General features: G+C 54.5%; 15 protein-coding genes. 5 read left to right on the top strand and 10 right to left on the bottom strand.

The window, feature by feature from the left end:
• Nucleotide 1: 1 nt before the first annotated feature.
• On the bottom strand, nucleotides 2–1564 hold the full coding sequence (locus ORD20_RS10995; RefSeq protein WP_103376030.1) for an ABC transporter substrate-binding protein: 1563 nt from the start codon (nucleotides 1562–1564) through the stop codon (nucleotides 2–4).
• 37 nt (nucleotides 1565–1601) lie between these two features.
• The gene (locus ORD20_RS10990) at nucleotides 1602–2165 is read right to left on the bottom strand and encodes a GntR family transcriptional regulator (protein ID WP_430626713.1); all 564 of its coding nucleotides are present in this window, start codon (nucleotides 2163–2165) and stop codon (nucleotides 1602–1604) included.
• Between the two features lie 169 nt (nucleotides 2166–2334).
• On the opposite strand from ORD20_RS10990, the gene ORD20_RS10985 reads away from it, so the two are divergent.
• The 4 genes from ORD20_RS10985 to ORD20_RS10970 all read left to right on the top strand — a co-directional run bounded on the left by ORD20_RS10985 (nucleotide 2335) and on the right by ORD20_RS10970 (nucleotide 5746).
• Nucleotides 2335–3069 (top strand): cysteine hydrolase, encoded by a 735-nt coding sequence (locus ORD20_RS10985; protein ID WP_103376032.1) that lies wholly within the window; start codon nucleotides 2335–2337, stop codon nucleotides 3067–3069.
• Between the two features lie 470 nt (nucleotides 3070–3539).
• Nucleotides 3540–3827 carry a hypothetical protein gene (locus ORD20_RS10980; protein ID WP_103376033.1) on the top strand — a complete coding sequence of 96 codons (288 nt, stop codon included), beginning with the start codon at nucleotides 3540–3542 and terminating at the stop codon, nucleotides 3825–3827.
• A gap of 324 nt (nucleotides 3828–4151) precedes the next feature.
• Nucleotides 4152–4769: a cytochrome b N-terminal domain-containing protein gene (locus ORD20_RS10975; RefSeq protein WP_103376034.1), complete on the top strand. Its 618-nt coding sequence runs from the start codon at nucleotides 4152–4154 to the stop codon at nucleotides 4767–4769.
• A 5-nt stretch (nucleotides 4770–4774) separates the two neighbouring features.
• The gene (locus ORD20_RS10970; RefSeq protein ID WP_103376035.1) at nucleotides 4775–5746 is read left to right on the top strand and encodes a cytochrome B6; all 972 of its coding nucleotides are present in this window, start codon (nucleotides 4775–4777) and stop codon (nucleotides 5744–5746) included.
• 483 nt (nucleotides 5747–6229) lie between these two features.
• On the opposite strand, the gene ORD20_RS10965 is transcribed toward ORD20_RS10970, so the two are convergent.
• From ORD20_RS10965 to ORD20_RS10950, 4 genes are all read right to left on the bottom strand, one after another.
• A complete protein-coding gene (locus ORD20_RS10965; RefSeq protein ID WP_430626175.1) occupies nucleotides 6230–7216 on the bottom strand; it encodes a dimethyl sulfoxide reductase anchor subunit family protein in 987 nt (328 codons plus the stop codon).
• Complete coding sequence (locus ORD20_RS10960) at nucleotides 7216–7878, bottom strand: 4Fe-4S dicluster domain-containing protein (RefSeq protein WP_103374507.1); 663 nt, start codon at nucleotides 7876–7878, stop codon at nucleotides 7216–7218. Before ORD20_RS10960 ends, ORD20_RS10965 begins: the two co-directional genes overlap by 1 nt.
• The gene (locus tag ORD20_RS10955) at nucleotides 7878–10745 is read right to left on the bottom strand and encodes a molybdopterin-dependent oxidoreductase (protein ID WP_430626174.1); all 2868 of its coding nucleotides are present in this window, start codon (nucleotides 10743–10745) and stop codon (nucleotides 7878–7880) included. Before ORD20_RS10955 ends, ORD20_RS10960 begins: the two co-directional genes overlap by 1 nt.
• 222 nt (nucleotides 10746–10967) lie before the next feature.
• On the bottom strand, nucleotides 10968–11132 hold the full coding sequence (locus tag ORD20_RS10950) for a hypothetical protein (protein ID WP_158246267.1): 165 nt from the start codon (nucleotides 11130–11132) through the stop codon (nucleotides 10968–10970).
• Between the two features lie 65 nt (nucleotides 11133–11197).
• On the opposite strand from ORD20_RS10950, the gene ORD20_RS10945 reads away from it, so the two are divergent.
• A complete protein-coding gene (locus ORD20_RS10945; RefSeq protein WP_103375599.1) occupies nucleotides 11198–12364 on the top strand; it encodes a helix-turn-helix domain-containing protein in 1167 nt (388 codons plus the stop codon).
• On the opposite strand, the gene xylB is transcribed toward ORD20_RS10945, so the two are convergent.
• From xylB to ORD20_RS10925, 4 genes are all read right to left on the bottom strand, one after another.
• Nucleotides 12361–13815, bottom strand: coding sequence for a xylulokinase (gene xylB, locus ORD20_RS10940; RefSeq protein ID WP_103375600.1), 1455 nt, complete (start codon nucleotides 13813–13815; stop codon nucleotides 12361–12363). The genes ORD20_RS10945 and xylB overlap by 4 nt on opposite strands.
• Before the next feature lie 78 nt (nucleotides 13816–13893).
• Complete coding sequence (locus tag ORD20_RS10935) at nucleotides 13894–15072, bottom strand: ROK family transcriptional regulator (RefSeq protein ID WP_103375601.1); 1179 nt, start codon at nucleotides 15070–15072, stop codon at nucleotides 13894–13896.
• Between the two features lie 78 nt (nucleotides 15073–15150).
• Nucleotides 15151–17100: a DEAD/DEAH box helicase family protein gene (locus ORD20_RS10930; protein ID WP_430626173.1), complete on the bottom strand. Its 1950-nt coding sequence runs from the start codon at nucleotides 17098–17100 to the stop codon at nucleotides 15151–15153.
• Nucleotides 17093–17416 carry a nucleoside triphosphate pyrophosphohydrolase gene (locus ORD20_RS10925; RefSeq protein ID WP_103375603.1) on the bottom strand — a complete coding sequence of 108 codons (324 nt, stop codon included), beginning with the start codon at nucleotides 17414–17416 and terminating at the stop codon, nucleotides 17093–17095. The genes ORD20_RS10930 and ORD20_RS10925 overlap by 8 nt, the downstream gene beginning before the upstream one ends.
• Nucleotides 17417–17418: the final 2 nt, after the last annotated feature.

The following is a 17418-nucleotide window of genomic DNA, read 5'->3' as shown; positions in this document are numbered from 1 at the left end:
CCTACTTAATCCATGTCTTCGAAAAACGCATCAATCCATCGGGGTAAACCTGAAATCCGTGAACGCTTGGGGACCACGCCTGAATCACTGGAGTGTATTCAAGGAAGATATAGGGAGCTTGATGTAACACAATAGTCGCCGCCTCGTCGTAGTACTGCTTGCGCACACTTTCCGAGGCAGCTTCCCGCGCCTTCAAAAGTAAGCTATCCACTTGCGAGTTGGAGTAACGCGGATCGTTAAAGCTACCGCCGGTCGTGTCAAATGCATAGCTATTTTGGTCCGGATCGGGCCTTCCGCTCCACCCGAGCAAATCAGCTTGATAATTGCCATTGATGGCATCTGTCAGCAGTGTCGTGAAGTCAACGGGCTCTATGTGCATCGTAATACCAACTTTTGCCAACTCGCTTTGAATCGCTTCCATCTCTTGCACAGTGGCGGGATCATTTTCTCCCAGCAAGGTAAAGGAAAATCCTTTGGGATTGCCAGCTTTCGCCAATTGTTGCCGCGCTAAAGCATCTGAATATGGCACCTTAATGTGGGGATCATATGCCCACGATGCAGGAGAAAACTGGGTATAGGCAGGTACCGCGTGCCCAAAGTACAGTAATTGGTTTAGCGCTTGACGATTAATGGCATAGTCAATGGCTTCTCGGTTGTGAACATTGTTTAGTGGCGATGCCTGCGTATTAAGTTCCATATCGGCATATCCCAACCCTGGATTTTCCGCATACCGCAACGACGTGTTCGACGCGAGGCTGTTCACATCTTGATACGGCACACTATCAATCACGTTGACCTGCCCCGTCACCAATGCATTATATTCCTGAACGGGATTGGTGATAGGTGTGTAGACAATTTTGTTTAGATAGGGTTGGTTCTTTTTCCAATACAGCGGATTGCGTTCCAAAATCATGTGATCGTTCTTAATCCATTGCACAAACTTAAATGGCCCGGTGCCGACGGGATGAAGCCCATACGCACTCCCCCATTTTTTCATGGCCGTTGGCGATGAAATCATTCCTGTTCGTCCTGTCAGCACAGAGAGAAACGCCGAATAGGGGGCCTTAAGCGTCACGACGATTTCATAAGGATTGGGCGCCGCCAAATGTGTCACGAGTGACAAGTCGCTCAGTCGCGGCGATGCGTTAGCTGGATTCATTTCCCAATCCCAGTTGTAAATGACAGCCTGCGCATTAAAGGGGGTGCCATCTTGAAACTTGACACCGTGGCGCAAGAACAAGGTGTATGTCGTGCCCCCATTGGTCACGGTCCAGTGTGTTACCAGATTGGGTTCCACTTGCATGGTGGGGGACAATTTTAGCAAGGGATCAAAAATATTGATGAAGGCTTGACGGTCAATCAAAGCCGATGACATAGCAGGATTCAACGTCACGAAATCGGAATCAATCCCCACATTTAACGTTCCGCCCCGCACGGGTGAAGCCTCAACAGGGGCTCCAGAGTGGCTAGATACCGTACTTTGCGCGGAAGATGTTCCGCAACCAGCCAGCATGCTGCCTGTTAGCAATACTGCTGCCATACCTAATCCTTGTTTCTTGTTCATGCGCTTCCCTCCCACTGTTTGCTCAGAATGATGAAACTTACGCATCCGCGTGGTCTTGCAACCGTTGCAATAGGGCTTTTCGTGTACTCGCAACATGCTGCCGAGCTAAACGCTCAGCATCGTCAGATCGTCCATCGCGAATGGCCTCATAAATCGATCGATGCTCTTCCAACGATCGCGTCACGCGTGTCTTCGGAATCCAGTCTAGGGACACCATGCGTGTCCGAAACGCCGCGAGTTCGCCTAAATAGCGGTCTAAATATGCGTTATGCGCCATATTCCGCACCGTATCGTGAAACTCCCCATGCACGGCATCAAAGGCTTTCGGTGATAGCCCTCCTTGCTCCATGGCATCCAAAGCCCGCTGGAGTTTCTGGAGATCAGCAGGGTCGTATGGATGCTCGCTAGCCAAACGTGCCGCGAGACCTTCCAGGACTTCTCTAACCATATACGCTTCTTCAATCACTTCTAGAGAAAGACGAGATACCACCAAGCCTCTTCGACCATCGACCGTCACAAGGCCTTCAGCTGCTAAATGCTTTAACGCCTCCCGCACTGGTGTGCGCGAAACGCCCAATTCGTTGGCCAAAGTATGCTCAATTAGCCGTTGGCCTGTCTAGGATCTGCTCCTAGCAAGCCGACACGGTACCCTAGACTTGGCCACATCAAACCCCTCTTAAGAATTTGGGCGTTGTGCCCAAATCTGTAGCCCCTTGCCCCATGGCTTTGTGGTACCATAATCCCACATCTCTTAAGAAGGGCGGTGCCTTATGCGCATTGGCCATCCCAATAACTGGTGGGAGGTCTCGGGTGACACGATTGATATCAGCCGGGCGGCCCCTCCCCGTCATCAAATACTTCATAGCGAGGGCTCTCTCATCTTTTCACCATCTCATTCGGCCTTGTTAATTATTGACATGCAAAACTACTTCTGCGCAACCGAGCTTAAGAGAGCACCAACATCTGGCCTTATCCCAGCCATTCAACAAGGTGTAGCCGCTGCGCGCTCTATCGGTATGCATATTGGGTGGGTCAACTGGGGAAACCGCCTCGATCTTGCCAACCTTCCTCCTAGTGTTTTGTATGCGTTTCAGCGCAATAGCGAATGGGGCGGCATTGGCGGATCGCTCCCACAAGATCTCGGCCCTGCCCTCGTGAAGGATAGTTGGTCAGTGCAGTTGGTTCCAGGATTGATCCCTGACGCTTTGGACTGGCGCATTGACAAATATCGATTGAGCGGCTTTCAAGGGACAGTATTAGATCAAATTCTTCGTAGCCACCAGATCACCACGCTCTTTTTTGCCGGGGTGAATGTCGACCAATGCGTCTTTGCCACATTGCTTGATGCGTCTGCCCTAGGCTACGATACGATTTTGCTTAGCGATTGCGCAGCCACGACGTCCCCCGCCTTTGCCGAGCAAGCAACCCACTACAATATTGCAAGGTCTGGCGGTTTTCTTACAACCAGCGCCAGCCTAAATACCACACACATTTTGCCGCACTAACACGCCCGTTATCGCCTAAGTCCACCACTCCATGCTTTCTTGCGAAAAGCGCTTCTCACAACTCCCATCTGTTCTGAATCCCATAGCACCTTGAGCCTAGGCTCAAGGTTAAAGTCTCTTAAAACTCCTGAGTAAGACCCGTGTAGCTTGCCCTGGCAGCTGCACACCCCGATAATTTCTTCGCCCCACCCCACCTCACTCAGCTTCATAAATTTTTGTCAGGTCAGACAGGTCCCTTTCGTTTAGCTCACAATAACCACCTCACCCGCTCTGCGTGAGCCTTTGGCCCACGTACTAAGAGGACACCTTATAGCAATGTCCCGTTTGGAGACTAAAACATCCTCATTGATGTCGCATAAAAACCACTTCACGGCCAACAATCGGGTCCATTAGAACCCCCTGAACTAGGCCATTTGAACGATTTCATGTTTCTGAAAAAAGGCGACAATATCCTTAAGGAGGCGGTTGGGATGAAACTGTTACAAAAAAGCATCGGTTCGCTGCTAGTCGGTTTGGGTTTGACGGGCTTAGTCTTTCGTTTTAACAGTCACGTTTCGCATAGCCCTTTGATAGCGGTTCTTTTGACTCTGGTATTAGGATATCTTGTTTGGACATTGACCCTTCTCATCACATGGGGCTATTGGGCTAGGCATCCCCACACCTTGACAACACGGCGGCCCGCTGCACCTCCCATTTCATTCGCACACCACCAGCACCACCCGCAGCACTTTCCCGGTGGGAGTCACCGCGCATCATAATGTCCTCACTCGCGCGGCAGGAATGAATCAGCGCTCTCATTCAGCCCATTCGCCACGAGGGCGCTGCCAATATCTTTTTCTTGTTGTACTTATCAGATCTTTTATTATTGACTTACTTGTTTTCGTTTAAATTCCCTTAAGGTTAGAGACCCTCGTCAAGACTTTCCTAGAACTCATTGAAGAGGAGATGGTTCCCATGACGACACAAACAGGAAATTGGATTGTTGAGGGCATTTTTCTGTTGACGTTTTTAGCTGGGCTGTTGTGGCCCAGTCGACACCATTAACATCTGTTCATTCACTACTTAATTAGGAGGGATCTACCATGGCCAATTGGACCAAGCTGTCTCGTCAGGCGTTAACCGAGGTCATGTCGATTGATACGTGGCTCCCCGAAACAATGCCCGAATATGCCCAAGGCTTCATGTACATGCTTGGCTCCTTAACGGCGTCAAGCTTTGTGGCACTGATTATCTCAGGGGTTATTCTCGCCGCCAACGGCCCTGCTAGCTGGTCATATAATGGGGCCGACCGCTTCGCCGCAGCTGTACATTTTTGGTCGGTGCAAGCCTTTTTCTTCTTCATGATGTTGCATTTGTGGCGCGTGTTCTTTACGGGAGCGTGGCGTGGAGGACGGCGTGAAACTTGGGTGTTGGGTGCCCTCGCTCTACTTATTGCCATTCCCACGGCGTTTACCGGATTCTTAATCAATGGCGATTTCTATTCACAGTGGAACGCCGTACAAGCCAAAGATGGGCTCAACGCCCTAGGCCTCGCATGGATTAACCTCCCCAATGCAGGCCAAATGATGGGTATGCATCTGGTCGTACTCCCGCTTACGTTAAGCGCCATTATATTTGGCCATATTGTTCGGGTACGCATTAAGGGTGTCGTCCCCCCCTATCCTCTCAAACAACCTCCTCACACGGCTGAAAGGAGCTGACAGATATGGCCGCTAGACCAACGCAAGACGTTGTAACGGATTACCGTTATGTCCCGGAAGACTTCATGAAGCACCTGATGGGCACCTTAGGGATTGTAACGATTCTGGTACTCGTTTTATCCGCGCTCTTTGGGGTCCCAGAAAAGCCTCCGTTAACCATTCAGAAATACGCCACACAAAATCCTGTGACCTTCGAGCAAGTTTCTCTGCGGGCCCTCGATGGTCAAGGCGCCATCGCCAATTACGGCCCTCCCTATAACAATGGTACGGGCAACGTGGAGTCTATCTTGCAAAAATGGACAGGGATAATCCATCCGGTCAACGCCGCACAAGACTTCATCCTCAAACCACTGACGATGGCCGCAACGCTTAATCCCTCCATTAAACCAGCGCTCACCCAATTTGAAAGCGCATCTCCGGCTCTTCAAACCCTTTGGGAACAAAATTATACAAAAGCTTTAGACCACGCCCGAGTCGTCAATGGGCAAGTTGTCGTGCCCAAAGGCGTTTACGGCCCCGTCGCATCCCTCATGAATGCCACGCTTCGTTTGGGGAAGAGCGGATTAATGTCTGGCGCTTTAATTCGCAATCCCAATGTTGTGAACCGCTTTGACAACCAAAACTATCTCCTTTTCCTACAGGGGCAGCCCCTGCAAACGGCTGCTGCGCCATTGCAACTCGGCGGCACTCAATGGGGTATCATCCATTCAGCCATCCCAGGCTATCCCGCTGCGTGGTGGATGACAATTCCCACATGGATCTACCAATGGCCGTTTGTGGCAAATTCGTCGGCGTCTGATGCCATTGCATTAAGCATCGGCTTCTTGTTCTGGCTAGCGCTCGCCTTTACCCCGTGGATCCCAGGATGGAATCAAGTGCCCCGTTATCTCGGACTCTACAAATTGGTGTGGAAAGACTACTACCGAACACATCGCACGCGGAAAAACCAAGGGGATCACACCCGCGGTATCTCATGATGAACACACTAACCGCCATCCGCTATTAAAAAGCGCGATGGCGGTTTCTCTTACCCCGGTCTAGCTCCAGTAGAGAGGAAACCGCTTATGGGTTAGATGAGACCCATTGCGGATTTTTCCTACAAGGGGGCAACTTTTTTCCCATTTATTGCTCAAACAAAGGACGCCACGTTTGATGATCTTTAGACGACAGTGGCGCTCTTTTTTCGCGTTCGGCCGTATGGACCCGTCTTGAAGCGAAGCCTATCTAAACGGGCTTCGCAGACAGAAAGACAATACCCGCATCATGATGATGAACCGTCCACAAAGTATTCTTCGCGCTTGAATCCCCACGTCGTATGCAGCAGCAATGTCGATGTTATAGCCCATGCCTGGCCCTCTTTAAAACTAGGCTTGGTGGGTGCTTGCCTTGCCATGAATCGAGCACCGACCAAGCTTAGCTTTTAAGCGAAAACACCTCATCGCAATTTATTGCTCTACTAATCACAACTTTATCGAAGAACCCCGTCTATAGGGCCGCCCCGGCTCACGGCGGACGGGCGACGGGGTTTTGGGTTGATCGGCAAACCACACCCGCGAGCTATGTGTCGCATCCGCAAAGAACATCCAGCGGCTGAGCGCTACCCCCAGCCACGCGCTCCCTGCGCCCCACACCAGGCCTGTGGTCCCCTGCGCGGCCGCCAGACACGGCCCCACCACGGCCAAGACCAAGACAGCGGCATAGCCACTGGTGCGAACCGCGGCCGGCAGGACCGGCCAGATTTGTGTCTGCGTGCGGTACGGCGGCCGACTCCCGCCCGCGTCTTGCAACCGGTAGGGCCGCCCCGCGAGCCCCGTCCCCGTCGCCGCCAGCACCCCGGCGGCCGCCACGCGAAACGCCCGAATTTGCAAACTCACGAGCGCGCCAAAGACCAGCGCGAATGCCGCGTCCAGCCCCGGCCAGCCGCCCCAACCCGGTCCCCCGATGATCACGGCCACCGCCCCAGCTCCGGCCCCGCCACTCAGCAGCGCGGCCGCAAAGAACACCACCACCGTGAGCGGCGAATGCCAACTCCGCATCGCCGGAATCGTCGCATATAGCATGGCGGTGATATACACCGCCACCGCGCCGAGCCCCGCCGCGAGCAGCGTCGCGGCTTCCCACAGGCCGCGCGCCTGCGGCCACAGCACACGCAGGGCGACCGCGACCGACAACACGGCCATGTATCCTCCCGTGCTCAAGGCCTCGCGACTCAGCCAGGAACTGCGTAACCGGCGTAAGACATAGCGGGCCGCCGCCAACCGGTGCATGTGAAACACCGACGCGCTGCCCCCGAGGGCGCCCGTGCCCCACGCGAGCCACTCCCATGCCTGCACCGTGCCCGTCGACACCGGCCACCCGCCCACCAGCGCCGCGGCCACGACCGCCATCACGCCCCACGACACGCCTTGCAATAACGTTAATGCCAATAATGGCCACGTCGGACGCATTACGATCCCTCCCCAAGGACCCGATCAATCGTCTCGGGATCCACGATCCCCGGCGCATGCCGCCGGGGCAGATAATGGATGGCCGGGCGCGCGCCCAACTCGGGCAACAAGACAAACCCTTGCCGCTCGGCCACCAAATGCGCGACGGCCGAATCCGGGTCCTCTAAATCGCCAAAGGTGCGGGCGTGCGTGGGACAACTTTGCACGCACGCGGGCTGCCGGTCTTCGGGCGGCAGGCTCTCATCTTCGATCCGGTCTATGCACAGCGTGCATTTCTTGACCACGCCCTCATGCTCATCAAATTCCCGCACGCCATAGGGACACGCCCACATGCACAACTGACACCCAATACAGGCCTCGTAATCGACCAGCACCACCCCGTTATCGTCGCGCTTGTACGAGGCGCCGGTCGGACAGACCGGGACGCAGGGCGCGTCATAACAATGCATGCAGGCCTTGGGCAAGTACATGACCCCGACGTGTGGGTATTCCCCCGCCTCCATGCCGATGACCCGGTTCCACCACATGCCTTCGGCCTCCCGGTACGGGTCGTGATCGGGCACGGGCCCAAAGTCGCCGGAGGTATTGTGCTCTTTACAGGAGACTTGGCAACTCTTGCAGCCCACACATTTGTTCAAGTCCGTGATAATCGTCAGTTGCATTAACGTCCTCCCCCTTTGCGGGTCGTATACCGTAAGTGCGGCAAGTTCACCATGTCCGCCCGCCGGGGTTTCAGCGGGGCCACTTTCGGCCATACCTCGTGCAGCTCCGAGGGGTACACGCGGACCTTCGTGTCATACCATCCCGCTTGCCCGGTAATCGGATCATTGTTAAACGTCACCGTGCCATCACGCGACGTCAAGGTGTCGGGCACAATATGATTGACTAAAATGGCCTGCTGGCTTTCCGGGGCGTCGGGATGCAGCCCCCAGGCCCCCGGCGCCTTGGCAATCGCATTCCACGTCCACACGGTCCCCGGTTCCACCGCATCCGAGAAGCGCAGCTTCGCCGTCATCCGCCCCTGGCGCGATTCTATCCACACCCATTGCCCGTCCGTCAGTCCTAACGCGTGGGCCGCTTGCGGATTGATAAAGAGCGGATTCTCCATCAAGAGTTGCCGCAGCCACGCATTTTGCGAGCCCCACGAATGATAGTGGGTCATGGGCCGCTGCGTAATTAATATCAACGGATACGCCGCCGCCGTCGTCTCCTGCTCTTCTAAGGGCGGATACCAAAACGGCAAGGGATCACAGTAGGTGGCCAAACGCGCGCGAAGAGCGGGATGGGTCGGCTGCTTCCCGGGCCACAGGCCTTGCCCGGCCAGCCGAAAGGTCTGTAAGGGCTCGGAATAAAATTGCAGCACAATCGGATCGGCTGTCGGCACAAACCGCACACTCTGGGCCCAGTCCAGATACGCTTGGTTGGCCATCCGGTAATATTTGCGCTCCGCGGGAATCTCGTCATACCAAAAGGCGTGATGGGTCGCATACGCCTGCAACTGCTGGGGATTGGGGGCGCCGACATACTGGTCGGTACCTTGCGGCCCCCGAAAGCCCGCTAAGAGCCCCACGCCCGAGCCGGGGGATGTTTCCCATCCTTGCAAAAAGTCGGCGTAGGTCTGGTAGCGGCGCTGCCCGTTTTCCACAAATCCCGGCAACTGCAGCCGGTTGGCTAATTCAATCAGCGTGTCGGCCGCCGGCCGCACGCCCGGCGGCGGCGCGACGACGGGCTGGCGGATCGAGTCCGCTGGGCCATCCGGTTCCGAGATGGGCCGATCCTGTAACGAGGCCGCATCCCACCGTTCGAGGTACGTCGTATCGGGAAAAACAATATCCGCAAAGGCCACGGTTTCCGAATCATACGCGTCGAACACGACCACATGGGGAATGACATAGTTGCCGTCATCATCCTGGGCCTGCAGCATCGCCCGCGTCTCCAACGTATTCCAGCTCGAATTCCACGCCAGATTCGACATGTAGATCATCAGCGTGTCAATCCCATAGGGCCTCCGGTCATAGGCATTGCGAATCACGTTTTGAATCACGCCGTGGGCCGCCAGCGGATATTTCCACGAATACGCCTCGTCAATCCGCAACGGCGTATCGCCGTCGACCAATAAATCGTCGGGAGTCTGGGGATACCCAAGTAACGGCCCCGGCGCCGGCTGGCCCGGCTGATAATCACGGCGGTTAGCGGGAGGGGTCCACGGAGGCGGCGCTGCTTTGGGATAGGGGCTCTTATACCGAAAGCCGCCCGGCCGGTCAATCGTCCCCAACATCATCATTAAATCAAACAGCGCGCGCACGGTCTGAAAGCCGTTGGTATGCGCCGCCAAGCCCCGCATCGCATGAAACGCCACGGGGCGGCCCACGGTCTGCGGATGCGTCACTCCATAAAAGTCGGTCCAAGGCTGCGGCACCACCACCGGATGCTGCAAGGCCGTCGTCCCCATTTCCAAGGCCAGCCGGACGATCGTCCGGCGGGGGATGCCCGTAATCGCTTCTGCCCAGGCGGGCGTACAGGTGGTCAACCGCTCTTGGAACACCGCAAAGGCCGGCCGATAGGTCCGACCGGCGTGGGTGTAGACCCCCTCTAAGCGGCCGTGGCCACCCGCTTGCCGAAAGGGGGTAAAGGTCTGCGCCCCGGTGGCCACCAGCACCTCCCCGTGGGCATCCTTCCACAGCAGACCATCCTCCGGCTGGCCCGGTGCCACGGTCACCAATCCCGCGGCATTCGTGTACCGCGTCAAGAATTCCCGGTCATAGAGCCCCTCGCGTTCCAGCACATGCATCATGGCCATGAGCAACGCCCCATCGGTCCCGGGACGAATAGGCACCCATTCGTCCGCCAACGCGCCATAGCCGCTCCGCACCGGATTCACGACCACAAACCGGCCCCCGCGGTCTTTCAGCCGGCCAATCGCCAGCTTCAACGGATTGGAGGGATGATCTTCCGCCACCCCCAGCAACATGAACCACCGGGCCGCGTCCAAATCCGGCCACCCAAACTCCCAAAAGCTGCCCCCGACCGAATACATCCCCCCGGCCGCCATGTTGACCGAGCAAAACCCGCCATGCGCTGCCCAGTTCGGCGTCCCAAACTGCCGCGCCCAATAGCCATTGAAGGCCTGCATTTGATCCCGGCCCGTAAAGTACGCCAACTGCGCCGGATCCGTGTCCCGAATTTGCTGCAACCACCCGGCCACCGTGCGGAGCGCTGTTTCCCAGTCGACGGGCACTAAGTCCCCGCTCCCGCGTTGGCTGCCCGGCGCCCGCATCAAGGGCGTCATCAGCCGCGCCGGCGAATATTGGGTCATGATGCCCGCGCCGCCTTTCGCGCACCACACCCCCTTATTCACGGGCGAGTCTTTGATCCCGGCAATAAAGCGAATCTGTTCCTGTTCGACGGTCACTTCAATCCCGCACCGGCAGGCACACATAAAACAAGTGGTATGGACTTTTCGCGTTCTGCCTAAACCTGAGACATTTTCGAGCAGAAAATGCATGGTGATGCCTTTAGTCAATGCCATCGTAAAACCTCCTTGCCGCCATTGGAATGTAAATGCATCATCGGCAGCCATGTTTGGAATGGACATTTATAAAGGTGTTCATAGCCCTCGCATTACGCAGAAGTCACACATTGCGGTTCACCGACATTAGCAGGTTTATAAGATGAGGGAGGCGACCAAGTATTACCTGATGACGCCTCCCTTTGGCAAACTGCATGGACATAGCCGGCCCTGCGGCTATAATTAAGCCTGTCTGGTTCCTAACATAATCGGAGCAGGGCCCGTACTCCCCAAAGGGCTCACAGCAGCTTGCGTGCTTGTAGCTCCATGACCTGTGTGGATGGGCACAACCCCCACAAATGCAGCCAATCCGGCCATGACAATTATGGCCCGTAAAATTTTATTCATTGTTCTCACCTCACGTATAATGATACTAGTACTCGAGTACAATGAAACTTACCAGAGGGTAGACAATGAGTTTAAATACCATCGTCAAACGCCGTCGGCAGAAAATGGGGCTGACTTCAACCGAGGCGGCCAGGAAAACGGGAATTTCAAAGTCATATCTTTTAGCCATCGAGGCGGGTACACGTATTCCCTCCCCCAGCGTGATGCGACAGCTCGCCATTGTGTTGACGTGGCCCGATGATGATTGGTATTTGGAATATTTGCAGGTTGAAAGAAGACCTCCCACTCTTTGTCGCCTTGCGGAATTGATGCTAGAAGCCGACAACATAAAACTAGCGGAAGCCATTGCCTTACACGCTCTAGCGTTTAGCCAAGGCTCCTACAATGGCCGCTATAATAGCAAGGTCTATTATCTCATGGAAAAGATTTCTTTAAAAAAACAAGACTTCAAACAAATGTTGCAATGGAGTCAGTTAATGGTCAATGCACTGAATCATGTAGCCATTAGTTATCGCAAAGGCGTTGCGTTGTATAATCATGCGTTAGCACTCTCTCTTGCGGAACATCATAACGGCCGTCAATGCCAACCATTGTTGGCCCAAGCGAAGGAAATTTTTTTAGCCCTTCACCGGCCTCGTGAAGCCAACCTGGTTGACTACACGAAGGCCAATATTCTATTAGCAAATAAAAACTATAAGGACGCCCTAACCCTCTATTGCCAAGTCAAACGTCATCCCTTCGCCGATCCTGTCATTAATGTCGAAACGCATCTCGGTGAACTGATTTGTTATTGGGCCCTTCACGGAAAAGACAAAGGCCTTATCCAACAATTCGAAACCCTTATCGATAAGGCCACGCCGTTACAAACTGCACGTATCTACCACAATATGGGTGTCTTGCACCGACAATGCGGGGAATTCGCCTTGGCCATTGAGCAATTAGAGAAGGCTTTGGCCTTGTACGGCGACACCCAAACCCGACAGCGGGGATCGACCATTGCCGAGCTCTGTCTCACGCACATCTTGGCGGGTCACTTGCCAGAAGCAGCTGCCTATGCCCAACAATACGCCTTAGTTCCAGACCCCAAAGACACTCAGGATACGGCATCAATGATTTTGTTGGCTCAAAAGCTAGGGCTGCCGACCCCGCCTTTTCAGACGGATAACCTAGTCCTTGACGATTATGAACAACGCTTGACATGTTGCTTTCACATCATTGCCGGTCAACCCTAAACCCTTTCCTTCCCCCAAAGGCCGTTAAGATTCATGGCCATGCTGCGATATGCGTGAAAGCGCTCGGCATAGATCCCTTGATTTTGACTGGGCTCAACGACTTTTCGCACACGCCGCGACAGCTCCTTAACGTCCCCGCCGACAGCGCGCCGGGCTAGCCATGCGGCGCCGACAGCGGCTCCCGGATCGTCCACGACGGTTACCGGTATTTGAAAGACATCCGCCAAAATTTGCATCCATAATGTGCTTTGGGCGCCGCCCCCGGTCGCCACCATGCGCTCTAATGACTTTTTCTGCGCTGGCTTCATCATTAGCCATGCATGAAAGAGACTAAACACCACACCTTCCAATATCGCTCGCACAATGTCTGCGGCCTGGTGCTCCGGTCTTAATCCCATCAACGTGCCTTGCGCTTGGGCATTCATTAAAGGAGCCCGTTCCCCTTGCAAATAGGGAAAAAACAAGAGCCCACGGCTACCGGCAGGGCTTGACGCTGCGAGTTCGTCTAAGTCACGGTAGGATAATGTGGGCGCAAAGGCGTCACGGTACCAGCGCAAAGATAAGGCGGCTGATTGCGTAACCGCCATCCAGTGCCACATCCCCGGGACCGCATGGCAAAAAGCATGAATCGACGGGTGAGGAGGCAGAGAAAAGCCCGCCCGTGGCCAAAAAATAACGCCCGAGGTACCGATAGAGACCCCTAAATCGCCTTCGTTGGTTAGCCCCGTGCCAACAGCACTCGCCTCTTGATCCCCTGCTCCGGCGACCACGGGAATAGACTGCAGTGCTTCTGGACCGCGCCTTAAGTCTCCAACCACGGTAGGAGACTCCACCGCATCCGCCCACCATTCGCGTGGAATCGATAACGTTTGCATCCATTCCCAGTTCCATTGCCTTCGTCCCACATCAAACAAATACGTCCCTGACCCATCCGTGACGTCCGCCATGAAAGTTCCCGTGACTTGATCCCGTACCCAGTCCTTAGCCACGGCCACCCGTTGAATGGTTCGGTAGTGTTGGGGTTCATGATCTTTCATCCAAAGCAAACGCAACACAGAAAAATTGGCCAGCGGTTTATTCGCTGTTTGGCGCACAAGGGTATCTAGGCCATATCGCTGCTCCAGCGCTTCCCCGTACCCAGCTGCCCGCGTATCAGACCATAATATGGCAGGGCGCACTGGGACTCCATTGGCGTTACATGCCACCGTCGTATGCATTTGCCCTGTGAACCCAATGCCCCGGTATACGACCGGCAGATGTTTTGCCATAAGGCGTTGCAACACCTCATCATAGGCCATCAACCAATCTTGCGGATTTTGCTCCTGCCAGCCAGGCGCGGGACTTTGCGTCGGATAGGGAGCATACGCCGTGTCTAAAACGCTCCCCGCGTCATCCACCACCACCCCTTTCATCCCTTGCGTTCCGACATCGAGCCCAATATATGCGTCCATACTTCTTCCTCCCTTCGCGTCTGACCATGCCGCTTCGTGCTCTATCGATCTTTGTACACTCCATGCATAACCTGAGTCTTAAATCCGGGCAATAACGGCGTCACACGCAAGAGCCGCCGCCCCGCGGACTGCGGCATCTTGATAATGGGGCGACGGCGTGACGATAAGGTCTTGGGTTGTGGCAGAAAGTCCTGCCTGACTAAGCACTGCCATCATTTCGGGTTCTAAGAACTCCCAAGCTTCGACCATCCCATTTCCGACCACCAGAGTCTGGGGGTTCAATAGGTTTGCAATATTGATGATCCCTTGGCCAAGAGAACGGCCTACCGCGCGTAAAGCCTGACGCGCGCACGGCGCCCCCTGCCGCGCCTGTTGTATTGCCCAGTGCGTCAGGTCCCCTTCGTTGACGGTGAGTGCAGGCGTGCAGCCACTCATCATTCTCTGCAAAGCTTTTTCGGAACTATACATTTCCCAGCAGCCATGGTTGCCACACGTACACAAAGGCCCCGCAGGGTCTAAGACCATATGCCCCATTTCTCCGGCCATTCCTTTGTGTCCCCGATACACGGCACCATTCATCAACATCCCGCTGCCTAAGCCATAACCCACACTCAAATAGACAGCATGATCCACATCGCGCAAGATGCCGTGTCCATGTTCATAGGCTAAGGCCGCATTCGCCTCATTATCGACAATAATTGGCACGTGAACACAGCTGGCGAGACGTTCTTGCAAAGCGAGCGGTGCCCATGTCATATTGGGTGCAGCCACGACCACGCCTTGCGCGAAGTCGACCCAACCACTGATGGCAATGCCTACCGCCATCAATCCATAACGGCTCTGAGGTAGATGGGTTCGCGCTTTACTAATGAGGGCACATAGGGCCCTAATCAGGTCGTCCCCCGCCGCTGCTACGCCAGACTCCTCAAAGGTTGCCACGACATCTCCCATCAAGTCGGTCACGATCAACCGCACGATACGTGGTGCCACTTCTATTCCCAGCACAAACCCTGCTGACTCCTTAAACGCCATGAGCATGGGTTTTCGGCCCATTTCTGCGGTCCCTAAACCCACGGCACGCAAATAACCTTCGGCCACTAAATCGTCGACGACTTCTGATACAGTCACCTTGCTTAAACGTGTCAAGCGTGCCAATTCCGCTCGCGACAATGATCCGTAGCGTCTCATGATATCGACAATGACCTGACGATTATGATGGCGCAACGTGTTAAGGTCTGCTCGGGTTGGGCGTGTCATGCATGCCTCCTTCGTAAACAGTCCTAACTATCTGCTGATGCCATCCTACCATGGACAAGACATGGTCACAAGCGATGATTACGTCAGCGCCTGACTCTTGCGTTCAAAATAAGCATGCAGACGATAATCGGCAATTTGCTCGGTCCAATTCGCTAATATCGTGAGTGTCCGAGCATCCGCCGCCCCCACACGAATTTGCAGCGTATCGCCGGTGAGCTGCACCCATCCCGCACTGCTCTGACTCCATTGTTTCATTGGCATACGCTGAATCAAATTCGCCATGCGTTCCGGGTGATAGGTTCTAAGGGGCATCGTCGTTTTGTCGGAAAAGTCTATGCGCATGCGGTGGGGCTCGGCCGTCAGATATTGGTGAAAATAAGCCGCCACATCTCGCGCGGTCACGGGTGCGGCCCACTGCAGCGGGCCACGCGCCAACATAGCCTTAAGCAAAACCATCTTATAGCTTTTCACCATCAGCGTGGATTCAACTTCGAGCAACCATTTCTGATATTTATCCCAGACCTGAACTTCGTCTGGCGTTAAGACACCTAACAAGTATTTCAGCCCAATATACGTGCCAAATTCCTGATGTTCCTGAATCACTTGATGGCGTTGCCCCAATCCCGAACCAGCATAAACCCACGTGCTGCGCACTCCCCGTTTGGCAAACTGTTCGGCCAAGAATTCGGCATGGCGGATAGAACTACAGAACCCAAGTGTACGTGTTTGATGATAGGCCTGCCATGCTTGATAGACCGCAGCAACATGGGATTCCGATAACTGGGCACGCAGAAGATCGTTCGGATCATAATGGGTGCGGCGCCACCGCAGTGCGCTGTAATCGATCGGATCATAAACCCCCACATACCAAAAAGGCGACAACCATTGACGTGTGATAGCATCGGGCAATGATACCTGAAACGCCACATTCCCATCGCATAGCGAAAAGATATCGCGTCCATCTGTCCGGTCAGGTGTCGCCGTAAGCCCTAATAAAAATTGGGGGCGAAAATACGTTAGCAGCCGTTGATACGATGCGGCTGCCGCATGATGAAATTCATCAACAACCATGAGATCAAAGGCCGTGGGTGAAAATTGCCGGCGATGCTTTTCGCTTGCCAACGTAAACACCGAAGCAAAAATACTCTCACGTCCATCATCGTGCTTTCCTGTATAGACAGCAAATGACCGCTGGTGCATCACGGACTGAAACGTCGCCAATGCCTGGCGAAGAATTTCATCACGGTGGGCCACAAACAAAATACGGCGAAACTGTTGGGCAAAAAATGCTGCCAGATACGTTTTGCCGAGTCCCGTAGGCAATACCACCAAGGCTTTAGAATAGCCTTCTTGCCGCGTGTCTGACAATGCGGCAAGTGCTTCCGCTTGCACTGGCGTTGGCAAGAGCGTCGGCGTTACCTGCGCATCAGGTGAAGGACTCTGAGCCATATCTTCCGGATCGAACATCAAGGTCAATGCCTCGCGCTCAGTCCACGTCGCCAGATGATCTGGATGCTGCTGACGAAATTGATGCCAATCCTTCACATAGTGTGCCAGAGTTATCGCATTAAGAGGCACGGTGCGATCCGCGTAGAATAACCGCATAAAATGTTCCACAGCTTGCGTTGACCGGTCGTAGGCTAAAAGATTCCATTCGATCCCACTCGTCATTGCCGATTGCGACAGATTCGACGACCCCACGATCATCGTATCCGCCGCGTTCGCATGTTCAAAGAGATAAGCTTTAGCATGAAAAGATTGGCCTTGGCTCTTCCATAGACGCAGTTCCGCGTTCGGCAGTGCGTCAAGCAGCTGGGCCAAAGCCTCGGGCTCCGTGACATAAAGATAGTCGCCCACTAAAATTTTGATATCGGTTCCGGCCGCTTCTGCGGCTTTCAAATCGCGCAACAGTAGCTCCACCCCAGACTGCATGGCAAATGCAACCAGCCAATAAACCGCTTGGGCTTCTTTCAACTGGGAACGGATAACCTTCACTAAATTTCGGGTTAAAAGCGTTACATCAGTCATCGACATCGATTAAAAAGATGCGGTCTTCAAACCCCCCGCGCATGTGATGTTTCTGGTTTTGAATCGTAAGCAACTGTTCAGGGGTGGCTCCGTGCTGTTTTGCCAGGGCCCACATGACTTCTAGCATATCCGCCAGTTCTTCTAACGCTTCCACATCGGTCGTTGCGCTCGAATATTCTTGCACTTCTTCGTGCAACTTGCGTTGCAGCATGAGTCGCATTTCTTCATCGTTGAGTGTCCGAATGCGGCATGTTTTTCCCGCTGCTTGAATGATGTCAGGGATTTTATCCCGAACCAACTTGTTATACGTCGCCACCG

This window comes from Sulfobacillus thermotolerans (assembly GCF_039623705.1).
Lineage (GTDB): Bacteria > Bacillota > Sulfobacillia > Sulfobacillales > Sulfobacillaceae > Sulfobacillus > Sulfobacillus thermotolerans.
The sequence above is the reverse complement of the archived record's forward strand: the minus strand, read 5'-3'. Positions and strand labels throughout refer to the sequence as shown.

What these genes read in the sequence shown, in the direction of transcription:
- ORD20_RS10995 (WP_103376030.1), bottom strand. Translation starts at nt 1,564, where the DNA reads ATGAACAAGAAACAAGGATTAGGTATGGCAGCAGTATTGCTAACAGGC.
- ORD20_RS10985 (WP_103376032.1), top strand. Translation starts at nt 2,335, where the DNA reads ATGCGCATTGGCCATCCCAATAACTGGTGGGAGGTCTCGGGTGACACG.
- ORD20_RS10980 (WP_103376033.1), top strand. Translation starts at nt 3,540, where the DNA reads ATGAAACTGTTACAAAAAAGCATCGGTTCGCTGCTAGTCGGTTTGGGT.
- ORD20_RS10975 (WP_103376034.1), top strand. Translation starts at nt 4,152, where the DNA reads ATGGCCAATTGGACCAAGCTGTCTCGTCAGGCGTTAACCGAGGTCATG.
- ORD20_RS10970 (WP_103376035.1), top strand. Translation starts at nt 4,775, where the DNA reads ATGGCCGCTAGACCAACGCAAGACGTTGTAACGGATTACCGTTATGTC.
- ORD20_RS10965 (WP_430626175.1), bottom strand. Translation starts at nt 7,216, where the DNA reads ATGCGTCCGACGTGGCCATTATTGGCATTAACGTTATTGCAAGGCGTG.
- ORD20_RS10960 (WP_103374507.1), bottom strand. Translation starts at nt 7,878, where the DNA reads ATGCAACTGACGATTATCACGGACTTGAACAAATGTGTGGGCTGCAAG.
- ORD20_RS10955 (WP_430626174.1), bottom strand. Translation starts at nt 10,745, where the DNA reads ATGGCATTGACTAAAGGCATCACCATGCATTTTCTGCTCGAAAATGTC.
- ORD20_RS10950 (WP_158246267.1), bottom strand. Translation starts at nt 11,132, where the DNA reads ATGAATAAAATTTTACGGGCCATAATTGTCATGGCCGGATTGGCTGCA.
- ORD20_RS10945 (WP_103375599.1), top strand. Translation starts at nt 11,198, where the DNA reads ATGAGTTTAAATACCATCGTCAAACGCCGTCGGCAGAAAATGGGGCTG.
- xylB (WP_103375600.1), bottom strand. Translation starts at nt 13,815, where the DNA reads ATGGACGCATATATTGGGCTCGATGTCGGAACGCAAGGGATGAAAGGG.
- ORD20_RS10935 (WP_103375601.1), bottom strand. Translation starts at nt 15,072, where the DNA reads ATGACACGCCCAACCCGAGCAGACCTTAACACGTTGCGCCATCATAAT.
- ORD20_RS10930 (WP_430626173.1), bottom strand. Translation starts at nt 17,100, where the DNA reads ATGACTGATGTAACGCTTTTAACCCGAAATTTAGTGAAGGTTATCCGT.